The following is a 12,475-nucleotide window of genomic DNA, read 5'->3' as shown; positions in this document are numbered from 1 at the left end:
CATGAAGTTTACCTTTTTACTCGCATTACTTGCATTTTTAGGACAGGCATTTACCACATCTGCAAAGGTTAAAGTAGAAAGGAACATAGACTATTCCGGCAAGGTAAATAACATCAGGACGCAGCTGAACGTGTTTCACAAAACAAAGGTTGATACGGCCCAGGATGTGATCATCTTTATTCACGGCGGTTCCTGGAGTACCGGTAAGAAAGAAACCTATTGGTGGCTGGGCAGAAACTTTGCACGTAAAGGTGTGGTAACTGTGATCCTGAATTACAGCCTTGCCCCGAACTACAAGTATGAGCAAATGGCCACAGATTGCGCAGCTGCAGTAAAGTGGACGGTGAACAACATTAAAAATTATGGCGGTAACCCTAAGAGGATCTTTTTAATGGGGCACTCTGCTGGTGCACATCTTGCTGAACTGATCAATGCAGACCCTAAATACTTTAAGGCTGCAGGTTTGCCTAATCCTATAAAGGGAATGATCCTCGATGATGCTTTTGGTCTTGATATGAATGAATACCTGACTAAAGCTGAAAAGGATGCAAATTATGACAACTTTATCCGCACATTTTCAGCTGATCCTGCTATCTGGACAAAAGGATCTCCTTTAAATTATGTTAGTTATATCCGTAATCCACATTTGATCTTTTACGGAGAGAAAACGTATCCGGCAATACAGATCCAGTCGGAACGCCTGAATAAAATATTAACAGATCATAAGATCCGTACGGAGATGCACGTCATTAAAAATAAGAAGCATGTTGGAATGATCAGCCAGATGATCTTTGGCTGGAATAAGCTTTATAAATATTCCATTGATTTTATAAAACGCAATTAAAATGATTTTTTTTCAGGAAAGATTTGCTGCTTTGCAAAAACAATTCCATATTTGCTTCAGAATGATACAAACAAACGGACTTAATATTTGGTGGTGGCACAACGCGATAGCGTAGTGTAACCCTATTTAGAACGTTTTATTTACATAAAAATATTTTGAGGGTTGCTTTAAGGCAACCTTTTTTGTTTTACAGGATTTTGAAAAGCTTCTTTTAAGAAGTTAAATAACATGAAGAAAATACTAAACCACCTATTTGAAAACAAAACCTTTAGCAGGGAAGAAGCACAACGGATCTTAACTTCTATTGCTTTAGGCGAATTTAATACCTCGCAGATCGCTGCTTTTATTACGGCTTATGGAATGAGAAACATTACCGTAGCTGAGTTACAGGGTTTTCGTGATGCCATGCTGGATCTCTGTTTAAAAGTTGACCTTTCGGATTATGAACTGGTTGATCTTTGCGGAACCGGTGGTGATGGCAAAGACACCTTTAACATTTCTACACTGGCTTCTTTTGTGGTAGCTGGTGCGGGTTATAAGGTTGCCAAGCATGGTAACTATGGGGTTTCATCCGGATGTGGCTCTTCTAACGTGATGGAATATTTGGGTTATTCCTTTACAAATAATCAGGATACGTTGAAGCGTAGTTTAGATACCGCTGGAATTTGCTTTATCCACGCTCCTTTATTTAATCCGGCGATGAAAACAGTTGCCCCGATCCGTAAAGAGCTGGGTGTAAAAACCTTTTTTAATATGCTTGGGCCAATGGTAAACCCGGCTCAGCCAAAAAATCAGATCGTTGGTGTGTTTAGCCTGGAGCTTGCCCGCCTGTATGCGTACCTGTATCAGGATACCGATAAGAATTATACGATATTACATGCCGTTGATGGTTTTGATGAGGTTTCGATGACCTGCGACTTTAAAACGTTTAGTAAGACCGGAGAGGCACTTCTAAGTATTGCAGACCTGGGCTTTTCTGAGATAGACGAATCGCTGATCAAAGGTGGGGATACGGTCGAATCCTCTGCTGAGATATTTGTTAACGTATTGAATAATACGGCAACCGATGCCCAGCAAAATGTGGTGCTTTGCAATGCCGCTTTAGCAATCAATACCATTGACAGTACTAAATCTTTTGCCGATTGTTATTATGAAGCTGAAGAATCGCTATTAAATAGCAAAGCATTAGATGCATTTAAAAAGTTAATTGCTTGATGATGAATATAAAACTAAAGGTCTGTGGAATGAAGTTCCCTGATAATATTGCAGCTATTGCTGAATTGCAGCCAGATTATTTAGGTTTTATATTTTATAAAGGCTCTAAGCGGTATGTTGCTGATTTAAGTGCAGCCGTGTTGCAGTCTTTACCCGCAGGTATTAAAAAGACAGGCGTATTTGTTGATGAAGAACCTTTACAGGTTGCAGCGCTTACCATACAATATGGTTTAAATGCCGTGCAGCTGCATGGTAAGGAAACTGTAGCCGACTGTTTGGCCATTAAGCAGCTGTTACCTGCAGAAACAGAGCTTATTAAAGCTTTTGGTGTTGGTGCCAGCTTTGATTTTGATGTTTTAAAGGACTATATGGATGTTGTGGATTATTTTTTATTCGATACACAAACACCCGGTCATGGTGGCTCCGGTAAAACATTCGACTGGCTGATCCTTGAAAAATATACATTAAACAAACCTTATTTTTTAAGCGGCGGTATATCTTTAAACAGCATCGATGAATTGAACAAAATAAAGGATACGCGGTTATATGCTGTAGATGTGAACAGCAGGTTTGAACTGGAGCCTGGTTTAAAGGACACCGATCAATTGATGGAATTTAAGAACATGATGTCGTATTAACCGGCATCCGAAAAAATAAAGATACGACTATGAGTTATTTTGTAAACGAAAAAGGATATTACGGAGATTTTGGAGGGGCTTACATTCCTGAAATGTTATATCCTAATGTAGAAGAACTTAGACAGAATTATTTGAAAATAATTGATGATGCAGATTTCCAGAAGGAATTTCATCAGCTGCTTAAGGATTATGTGGGCAGGCCTTCACCATTATACCTGGCAAAACGTTTGTCTAAAAAGTACAATGCAAATATCTTTCTTAAAAGAGAAGACCTGAACCATACCGGGGCACATAAGATCAACAATACCATTGGTCAGATCCTGCTGGCAGAGCGGCTGGGTAAAAAAAGGATCATTGCAGAAACCGGTGCCGGGCAGCATGGTGTGGCTACTGCTACAGTTTGTGCGTTGCGCGGGCTGGAATGTGTGGTGTACATGGGCGAGATCGATATTGAACGACAAGCTCCCAACGTAGCCAGGATGAAGATGCTGGGGGCTAAGGTTGTACCGGCAACATCTGGCAGTAAAACACTTAAAGATGCAACCAATGAAGCCATGCGCGACTGGATCAACAATCCGGTAGATACCCATTACATTATTGGTTCTGTAGTTGGCCCGCATCCGTATCCGGATATGGTGGCTATTTTTCAATCCATTATCTCTGAAGAAACGAAGAAGCAACTGATTGAGCAAACCGGTAACGACCAGCCTGATTATGTGCTGGCTTGTGTGGGCGGCGGTAGTAATGCCATGGGGATGTTCTATCATTTTATTGACGATGAAAATGTAAAACTGATTGCTGTTGAAGCAGCTGGTAAAGGGGTGGACAGTGGTTTTTCTGCTGCTACAACTACTTTAGGTAAGGAAGGTGTGCTTCATGGCAGCAGGAGCATCTTAATGCAAACCCACGACGGACAAGTGGTAGAACCGCATTCGGTATCTGCTGGCCTGGATTATCCGGGTATTGGCCCTCAGCACGCACATTTGTTTAAAACCGGCCGTGGTAAATATGTTTCAATTACTGACGATGAATCGCTGCAAGCCGGATTGCTGCTGACACAAATGGAAGGAATAATTCCTGCTATTGAAAGTGCTCATGCATTGGCTTACCTGGAGAAAATGACGTTTACCGGTGCAGAAAACGTAGTGATATGTTTGTCTGGAAGAGGCGATAAAGACATGGATACATACATGAAATATTTTGGTTTATAATACGATGAATAGGATAAAAACATTATTTAAAGAGAAGAAAGATATATTGTCAATTTATTATACAGCTGGATATCCTAATCTTGGAGATACTGTAGCCATTGCAGAAGAACTGGAACGTTGCGGAGCTGATCTGCTTGAAATTGGGTTCCCTTACTCAGATCCTGTGGCAGACGGGCCTGTAATTCAGGCCAGCAGCAAGCAGGCATTAGACAATGGTATGGATCTGAAACTGTTATTTGAGCAGCTTAAAGACCTGCGTAAAACAGTCAGTATTCCTGTTTTATTAATGGGCTATGTTAACCCAATGCTTCAGTTTGGTGTAGAGAACTTTTGTAAGGCATGTGCGGAAGTGGGTGTTGATGGATGTATTGTTCCGGATTTACCCATGGTGGAGTATGAAGACTTATATGCCCCAATTTTTGAGGCAAATGGGATCAGCAATATATTTTTGGTTACCCCTCAAACCTCACCGGATAGAATCAGGAAGATTGACGGATTGAGCAACGGTTTCATTTACCTGCTTTCTTCATCTGCAACTACCGGTCAGCATTTAAATGTATCAGAAGATACAGAAGCTTATTTTTCCAGGATTGAAGCATTGAAACTCAACAACCCGACTATAATCGGATTTGGGATCAGCAGCAGAGAAACGTTTGATAAAGCATGTAAATACGCAAAAGGTGCTATTGTTGGGAGTGCTTTTGTAAAAAGCCTTAAGGCAGATGATCTTCAGCTAAGTATCCAAAGCTTTATGAAAACCTTCAGACCTTAACTGTCTTAAAGATATCATGCAAATTTAATAGCCGAAGCGGAAGAGCGTAAAGATCATTTTCCTTGCTTCGGCTATTGTATTAACCATAAGGCTATTTCTATAAAAAGTCTTCCAGATTTCCTTTTCCATCACGGATGATCTCAAAGTCGCCTGATGTACAATCAACCACCGTAGAGGCCAGATTATCTCCATAGCCGCCATCAATGATCAGATCTACTTTGTCCTCATACTTTTCATGGATCAATTCAGGATCAGTTGAATATTCAACCAACTCATCATCATCATGAATAGAGGTTGATAATATTGGATTTCCCAATTGATGCACAATTTCACGTGCAATGCTATTGTCGGGCACCCGGATACCTACCGTCTTTTTATTGGAGCTTAATAGCTTCGGAACGTTATTGTTTGCATTAAAGATGAAGGTAAAAGGGCCGGGCAATGCTTTTTTCAGTACCCTGAAGACCGTGGTGTCAATGGGTTTAATATAGTCAGAAATATGCCTTAGATCGGAGCATATGAAGGAGAAGTTTGCCTTTTCGGGCTTAATGCCTCTTAGCTTACAGATCTTTTCAATGGCACGCTGATTGGTAATGTCGCATCCCATCCCATATACTGTATCGGTAGGGTAAATGATGATGCCTCCCTTTTTCAATACTTCTACAGCTTGTTCAATTGCTTTAGGGTTTGGATTTTCGGGGTAGATTTTAATTAGCATGTGCAAATTTACAAAATCTTGATCCGAAATGAGATATTAATTGTTCTATTGGCATGAATTTGTTAAATTAAGCCATATATGAGAAAAGCATTTATCGCAATTGCGGCCTTTTTGATCTCCGCAACAATCATGATCAGCCTGGCCTGGCCTCCTTTTTACTGGGCATTTATTTTTATAGGCCCCATTATTATTCTTGGAATTTATGATCTATACCAACCCAAACACAGCATTGTAAGAAACTACCCGGTAGTGGGCAGATTAAGATATTTTATGGAAGATCTCCGTCCTAAAGTTTATCAGTATTTTGTGGAGAGTGACACCAATGGTAAGCCCTTTAGCCGGTTAAACCGTTCATTGATCTATCAAAGAGCTAAAATGGAAAATGATACCATTCCATTTGGTACGCAGCTGGATGTTTATGAAAATGGTTACGAGTGGCTAAGTCACAGTATTGCAGCTATAAGCCATCATGAACTGGATGAAAGTCCGAGGGTACTTGTTGGCGGGCCAGATTGCATCCAGCCTTATTCTGCGAGCATCTACAATATATCTGCTATGAGCTTTGGTTCCTTAAGTCAAAATGCCATACTTGCCCTTAATGGCGGTGCTAAGATGGGGAATTTTGCACACAATACTGGCGAGGGTGGAATAAGTGATTATCACGCCAATCCGGGTGGTGATCTGATTTGGCAGATAGGTACGGGTTATTTTGGCTGCAGGCATCATGATGGTTCATTCAATGATGATGCATTCGCTGAAAGGTCGAAGAGCGAACAGGTTAAGATGATTGAGATCAAACTATCTCAGGGCGCTAAACCGGGACATGGCGGTATTTTGCCTGCCCGTAAGGTAACGCCTGAAATTGCCAGGATCAGGTTAGTGAAAGAGGGCTTTGATGTTATTTCTCCGCCATCGCACTCTGTGTTTAAAACTCCACTGGAGATGATGGCTTTTGTAAAGAAATTAAGAGATCTTTCGGGCGGTAAACCCGTTGGTATTAAGCTCTGTATTGGCAGAAGAAGTGAGTTTTTTGCCATATGTAAGGCGATGATCGAAACCGGGATCTATGTTGATTTTATTACGGTTGACGGGGGAGAAGGTGGTACCGGAGCATCTCCGCAGGAGTTCTCAAATGCAGTGGGTATGCCGCTTAGAGAGGCTGTTGCGTTTGTTTATGACGTGTTGGTAGGTTTTGCATTAAAGAAGCACATCAAGATCATCTCTTCCGGAAAAGTAACCTCAGGATTTGACCTCGTTAAAAATATTGCACTGGGAGCCGATCTGTGTAATTCTGCAAGGGGAATGATGTTTGCACTCGGATGTATCCAGGCACTGGAATGTAACAGCAATACTTGTCCGACAGGTGTGGCCACCCAGGATCAGAGTTTAATGAAAGGATTGGTTGTTGAAGATAAGACGGTAAGGGTATTTAATTTTCACCGCCTTACTGTTGGCAGTGCTGTTGAGCTGCTGGGTGCAGCAGGATTACATCATACCTACCAGTTAACCCGTGCTTATGTGAACAGGAGAGTTGCACCAAATGTGATGCAGTCTTACATGGAGAGTTTTCCATACATTCCGGAAGGCAGTTTATTAAAGAGCCCTTATCCGCTTCGGTTTGAGTTGGGGATGGCACTGAGCGTTTCATCAAGTTTTGTGCCTACAGATTATAAGGTATCTCTGGTAGATTATGCACATGCAAATTCATTTACCGATACAATGGATCACGAGCATAATTAGGACAACATGCAAAAAGGTGCAGTTCATAATCAACTGCACCTTTTTGTGATATAAGTGTTTTAATATGGCGGATGATTTAACATCCAGTCCAAAGACTTTAATATGGTTAAAACTCTGCGTTTTTTGGGAAACGCGGGAATGCAATTACATCCCTGATATTGGTCATTCCGGTTACAAATAGAATTAGCCGCTCAAAGCCCAGTCCAAAACCAGCATGTGGTGCGGTACCAAATCGTCTGGTATCTAAATACCACCACAATTCATCTTGTGGGATATTCAATTCGTCCATTCGTTGGGTAAGCTTATCCATGCGTTCTTCACGTTGTGAACCACCAATCATTTCACCAATTCCGGGGAACAGGATGTCCATAGCGGCAACTGTTTTTCTTCCTTCTGCATCTGGCTCATTTTGGCGCATGTAGAAAGATTTAATATCGGCAGGGTAGTCGGTAAGGATAACCGGTTTTTTAAAGTGCTTTTCTACGAGGTAACGTTCATGTTCTGACTGCAGGTCTGCTCCCCATTTATCAATCAGATATTTAAATTGTTTTTTCTGATTTGGCTTGGATGATCTAAGGATTGCGATCGCTTCAGTATACGTTAAACGCTCAAACTCATTGTCCAGACAGAATTTCAGTTTATCGATCAGTGAAAGTTCAGAACGTTCATTTTGGGGTTTTGATTTTTCTTCTTCCAGCAAACGGTTGTTTAAGAAATCGATCTCATCCTTACAGTTTTCTAACGCGTAGGTGATCACATATTTCATCATATCTTCCGCAAGCTGCATGTTGTCTTCCAGATCAGCAAAAGCAACCTCAGGCTCAATCATCCAGAATTCAGCAAGGTGACGTGTGGTGTTTGAATTTTCTGCTCTGAAAGTGGGGCCAAATGTATAGATCTGTCCGAATGCCATGGCTGCAAGCTCACCTTCCAATTGACCGGAAACGGTTAAGTTGGTTGCACGTGCAAAGAAATCTTCTGAAAAATCAACCTTTCCGTCATCAGTACGTGGTGGATTATCAAAATCAAGTGTAGTAACTTTGAACATCTCTCCGGCACCTTCCGCATCTGATGCGGTAATAACGGGCGTATGCATGTATACAAAACCTCTTTCATTATAAAACTGGTGTATGGCAAAGGCCAGTGCATGGCGTACTTTAAATACGGCATTAAAAGTATTGGTGCGAAAACGTAAGTGGGCGATCTCCCTTAAAAATTCAAGGCTATGTTTTTTAGGTTGTAAAGGGAATTTCTCCGCATCACTATCACCAAGAATCTCAATTGAGCTGGCTTTGATATCTACTTTCTGACCTTTACCCAGTGATTCAACAACAGTACCTTTTATAGCAATTGCAGCTCCTGTGGTAATTCGTTTTAGTAATTCTTCAGGTGTTTGATTAAAGTCTACCACAATTTGTATGTTTCCCATGCAGGATCCATCGTTTATAGCGATAAACTGGTTGTTGCGAAATGTACGCACCCAACCCATTACGGTTACTTCTCTATCGAACTCGGTTGTCTCTAAAAGACTTTTTACTTTTTCTCTTTTAATCATGATTTTTCTGTGGAGCGCTTCAAAATTAATGATTTTAATGAGAATTTAATCGGTTTGATGTAGTTTTTCATCCGGAGGTTTTAGTAGGGGTAATAAATAACAGGGTAATTTTTTTTGGCTAAAAAAACGTTAAGGCTTTGTTTTTTGAGACTAAAATTCGTTAAGATGTATTTTTAATTGATTTTTATGAAGTTTATTGTGTGTTTTTGATTGATTTTTATATTTAATTCATATAAATACATGATTATAGAATAATTATTGTGATTTATTGGTGTTTTTTAAAGATTATTTGTTTTATAATAGGTGTTAGTAGTTGTTTTTTGATGTTTATTTTATTTTTTTATATTGGTTATTAGGTTTTTATGGTGTATTATTCAATAATTTCAATAATTAATGAATTTTATTTTAAAAAAATATGAATAATTAATAAAAACATCTATATTTGTATTGCTCGTTTAATTTATATTTGGTTAGAGAGGCCTACAACTGGATAGTTGTAGGCCTTTTCTTTTTAAACATAATTTTAGATCAGGTCTTTATCTTTTGTAAAGAAAGTTTTTATTCTTTCGTAAAGATTCTAAATTCAACGGATTGCGAATCAAACTGCAGCTTTAGATTCCTGGCATAAAAAAAGCCAATTGAATGAACAATTGGCTTTTGTATTTTAAGATTGGATTCTATTGAATCAAATTATGCTAATACTTTAGTTACTAAATCAGCTGCATCTTTTAATGCAATTGCAGAGTAAACTTTCAATCCTGAATCATCGATCAGTTTCTTAGCTTCAACTGCATTGGTGCCTTGCAGGCGACAAATAATTGGAACCGGAACATCACCAATTTCATTATAGGCATCAATAACACCCTGAGCAACACGGTCACAACGAACAATACCACCAAAAATATTGATCAGGATGGCTTTAACATTTGGATCTTTAAGGATGATGTTAAAACCAGCTTTAACGGTTTGTGCATTGGCAGTACCACCAACATCAAGGAAGTTAGCAGGTTCGCCACCGGCAATTTTAATGATGTCCATTGTAGCCATTGCTAAACCAGCACCATTAACCATACAGCCAACGTTACCATCTAGTTTCACATAGTTGAGGTTAGATTCACTTGCCTCAACATCTGTAGGATCTTCTTCCAGTTTATCACGCATTGCTGCATAATCAGGATGACGGAATAACGCATTCTCATCAAGGTCAACTTTAGCATCAACAGCAATGATCTTATCATCAGATGTTTTTAATACCGGATTAATCTCGAACATGGCAGAATCAGTGCTGTCATATGCTTTATATAGCGCAGTTACAAATTTCACCATTTCTTTAAATGCGCCACCGCTTAAACCGAGGTTAAAAGCTATTTTGCGTGCCTGAAATCCTTGTAAGCCAACTTTCGGGTCAATTTCTTCTTTAAAGATCAAGTGAGGAGTGTGCTCAGCAACTTCTTCTATATCCATTCCGCCTTCAGTAGAATACATTACGATATTTCTTCCGGTTGCACGGTTTAGAAGCACGCTAATGTAAAATTCTTTAGTTTCTGAAGCTCCCGGATAATATACATCCTGTGCAACAAGAATTTTATTTACTTTTTTTCCTTCAGGACCAGTTTGAGGGGTAATCAATTGCATGCCTAATATGTCGGTAGCTCTTTGTTTAACTTCATCCAGGTTTTTGGCAAGTTTTACGCCACCACCCTTACCTCTTCCGCCTGCGTGGATCTGTGCTTTAATCACAACCCAATCAGAATTGTAGTCAGTTTTCATTTTTTTAGCAGCTTCTACAGCTTGTTCAACTGTATCTGCAACTATGCCTTCTTGTACGGCTACACCAAAACTTTTAAGTATTTCTTTACCTTGATATTCGTGGATATTCATTTGCTGAAAAAATTTGCTCAAATCTACAATTTCAGATTGGTTTTAAAAACACTAAGTTTGCATTTATGCTAAAAGCCACAGGTATAATGAAAGCTTATGGAAATTTACCCATACTGAAAGGGGTGGATTTTGAAGTTGAAAAGGGAGAGATTGTAAGTATTATTGGTGCTTCGGGAGCAGGTAAAAGCACGCTTCTGCATATCTTAGGTACACTTGATAAACCAGATCAGGGCGAAGTTGAATTGAATGGCGTAAAGATCAATAAGCTTTCCGGAGAACTTCTAAGTGTTTTTCGTAATCAAAATATTGGATTTGTTTTTCAGTTCCATCACTTGTTACCCGAATTCACTGCATTAGAAAACATTTGTATTCCGGCCTTTATCGCTAAGAAGCCTAAAAAGCAAGCTGAAGACAGGGCGAAAGAACTGCTGGGTTTACTTGGGTTATCTGATCGTGCCCAGCACAAGCCAAACCAGTTATCTGGCGGCGAGCAGCAGCGTATTGCTGTTGCAAGAGCCCTTGTAAATAATCCGGCTATTATCCTTGCAGATGAGCCTTCTGGTAATCTCGATTCTGCCAATGCCAATTCTTTACATCAGTTTTTTATTTCACTTCGTGATAACTTTAATCAAACCTTTGTGATCGTTACCCATAACGAGGACCTTGCAAAGATTAGCAATCGGGTAGTTACGATGAAAGATGGAATGATCCTATCATGAGAGTATTAATTACAGGAGGTAAATCCGCTCAATCCCTAAAACTGTTAAAGGCATTTAAAGATGATGAGATTGTATTGGCTGATTATGGCGATATGCCCTCATTTCCATCTGCTCAGTATCAGTTTATCTCACTGGGAGAAAAAAAAGAAGACATCATTGCCCATAACCTGCTCAGTCATTGCCTGGATGAGGGGATAGATGCCATTCTTCCGCTACATTTTTTTGAAGTAGAAGCGATTGCTAAATCAAGCGTATTATTTGAAGAATTTAATATTTTAGTCTTACTGCCAGGTATGGAGGAGCTATCTCAATATTTAAGTTCTGAAACTGTGCCTGCACAAGCCTGGGCGATATTTATTGCCGGAAATCTCAGATTTGCGTCAAATCCATTAGAAAATTTGGAAAAAATTGGAAAAGACAAGCAATTAAATGGTTTATTTCATATTTTTGAAACAATTAACAACTTTCGAGCATCCCTGATAACTATTTAATCATGTCATTTAATAACTACCTGGATCAGAAGCAAGTTTTTGTTTTTGAATTAGACGATGTAATTTATCCTGAAAAGGATTATTTATTACAGGTTTACTATTTGTTTGCCCAGTTTATAGAGTATGGTGAACAAATCGATGCGTCAGCAATCATTGAGCGCATGAGAGAGACTTATTTGGAGTTAGGCCCTGATGCTGTTTTCGATATTACTGCTGCTCAGTTTAATATTCCGGAGAAGTACAGGATTAATTTTGATCTGTTAATTTATAGTGCACGGTTACCTTTAAAGTTGTTTATCTTCAATGAAATGCTGAACTTTATGAAAGAGATCATTTCTGCAGGAAAACAGATTGTTTTATTTACGAATGGCGATCTTAATACGCAGCTTAACAAGATCAAACAAATTGAATGGCATGGCTTAGATCAGCATCTTAAAGTTTATTTTGCTGCAGAAACTGCTCCCAAACCATCGCCTGAAGGATTGCAGCTGATCCTTGACCAGCAACAATTAAACAAAGCTGATGTATTACTTATCGGAAAATCTGATGCGGATAAAGAATGCGCGTTGAATGCCGGAGTAGATTTTTTAGAAGCAGACAAACTATTGCCTGCTTAATTACGTTGATAGATTGCTTAACGTGTTGAAGATTAAATAATAACTGATCTTTGTGCGTAAAGAATGGAGTTAAA

At 39.4% G+C, this 12,475-nt stretch carries 12 protein-coding genes; 9 read left to right on the top strand and 3 right to left on the bottom strand.

The window, feature by feature from the left end; translation table 11 throughout:
• Position 1: 1 nt before the first annotated feature.
• The 5 genes from ATK78_RS13055 to trpA all read left to right on the top strand — a co-directional run bounded on the left by ATK78_RS13055 (position 2) and on the right by trpA (position 4,680).
• Positions 2 to 844: an alpha/beta hydrolase gene (locus tag ATK78_RS13055; RefSeq protein WP_133576572.1), complete on the top strand. Its 843-nt coding sequence runs from the start codon at positions 2 to 4 to the stop codon at positions 842 to 844.
• Positions 845 to 1,072: 228 nt separating this feature from the next.
• Positions 1,073 to 2,059 (top strand): anthranilate phosphoribosyltransferase, encoded by a 987-nt coding sequence (trpD, locus tag ATK78_RS13050; RefSeq protein ID WP_133576571.1) that lies wholly within the window; start codon positions 1,073 to 1,075, stop codon positions 2,057 to 2,059.
• A complete protein-coding gene (locus ATK78_RS13045) occupies positions 2,059 to 2,697 on the top strand; it encodes a phosphoribosylanthranilate isomerase (RefSeq protein WP_317126208.1) in 639 nt (212 codons plus the stop codon). The genes trpD and ATK78_RS13045 overlap by 1 nt, the downstream gene beginning before the upstream one ends.
• Positions 2,698 to 2,726: 29 nt before the next feature.
• Positions 2,727 to 3,908, top strand: a complete 1,182-nt coding sequence (gene trpB / locus ATK78_RS13040) for a tryptophan synthase subunit beta (RefSeq protein WP_133576570.1) — start codon at positions 2,727 to 2,729, stop codon at positions 3,906 to 3,908.
• Between the two features lie 4 nt (positions 3,909 to 3,912).
• On the top strand, positions 3,913 to 4,680 hold the full coding sequence (gene trpA / locus ATK78_RS13035) for a tryptophan synthase subunit alpha (RefSeq protein ID WP_133576569.1): 768 nt from the start codon (positions 3,913 to 3,915) through the stop codon (positions 4,678 to 4,680).
• Positions 4,681 to 4,777: 97 nt separating this feature from the next.
• On the opposite strand, the gene ATK78_RS13030 is transcribed toward trpA, so the two are convergent.
• The gene (locus ATK78_RS13030; protein WP_133576568.1) at positions 4,778 to 5,398 is read right to left on the bottom strand and encodes an L-threonylcarbamoyladenylate synthase; all 621 of its coding nucleotides are present in this window, start codon (positions 5,396 to 5,398) and stop codon (positions 4,778 to 4,780) included.
• 78 nt (positions 5,399 to 5,476) lie between these two features.
• Between ATK78_RS13030 and ATK78_RS13025 the strand changes: the two genes are divergently transcribed.
• On the top strand, positions 5,477 to 7,138 hold the full coding sequence (locus tag ATK78_RS13025) for an FMN-binding glutamate synthase family protein (protein ID WP_133576567.1): 1,662 nt from the start codon (positions 5,477 to 5,479) through the stop codon (positions 7,136 to 7,138).
• Positions 7,139 to 7,244: 106 nt separating this feature from the next.
• On the opposite strand, the gene asnS is transcribed toward ATK78_RS13025, so the two are convergent.
• Positions 7,245 to 8,693 (bottom strand): asparagine--tRNA ligase, encoded by a 1,449-nt coding sequence (asnS, locus tag ATK78_RS13020; RefSeq protein ID WP_133576566.1) that lies wholly within the window; start codon positions 8,691 to 8,693, stop codon positions 7,245 to 7,247.
• Between the two features lie 690 nt (positions 8,694 to 9,383).
• Positions 9,384 to 10,574, bottom strand: a complete 1,191-nt coding sequence (gene sucC / locus ATK78_RS13015; RefSeq protein ID WP_133576565.1) for an ADP-forming succinate--CoA ligase subunit beta — start codon at positions 10,572 to 10,574, stop codon at positions 9,384 to 9,386.
• Positions 10,575 to 10,639: 65 nt separating this feature from the next.
• Here sucC and ATK78_RS13010 point away from each other — a divergent pair, with 65 nt between their 5' ends.
• The 3 genes from ATK78_RS13010 to ATK78_RS13000 are packed head-to-tail and all read left to right on the top strand — an operon-like array spanning position 10,640 to position 12,401.
• Positions 10,640 to 11,293, top strand: a complete 654-nt coding sequence (locus ATK78_RS13010) for an ABC transporter ATP-binding protein (RefSeq protein WP_133576564.1) — start codon at positions 10,640 to 10,642, stop codon at positions 11,291 to 11,293.
• Entirely contained in the window at positions 11,290 to 11,784 is a 495-nt protein-coding gene (locus ATK78_RS13005; protein WP_133576563.1) for an ATP-grasp domain-containing protein, read from the top strand. The genes ATK78_RS13010 and ATK78_RS13005 overlap by 4 nt, the downstream gene beginning before the upstream one ends.
• 2 nt (positions 11,785 to 11,786) lie before the next feature.
• Entirely contained in the window at positions 11,787 to 12,401 is a 615-nt protein-coding gene (locus ATK78_RS13000; RefSeq protein WP_133576562.1) for an HAD hydrolase-like protein, read from the top strand.
• The last annotated feature ends 74 nt before the right edge of the window (positions 12,402 to 12,475 follow it).

It is taken from the genome of Pedobacter metabolipauper (assembly GCF_004362715.1).
Classification (GTDB): Bacteria; Bacteroidota; Bacteroidia; order Sphingobacteriales; family Sphingobacteriaceae; genus Pedobacter; species Pedobacter metabolipauper.
Note: the sequence above shows the minus strand (reverse complement) of the source record. Positions and strands in the feature narration are given on the sequence as shown.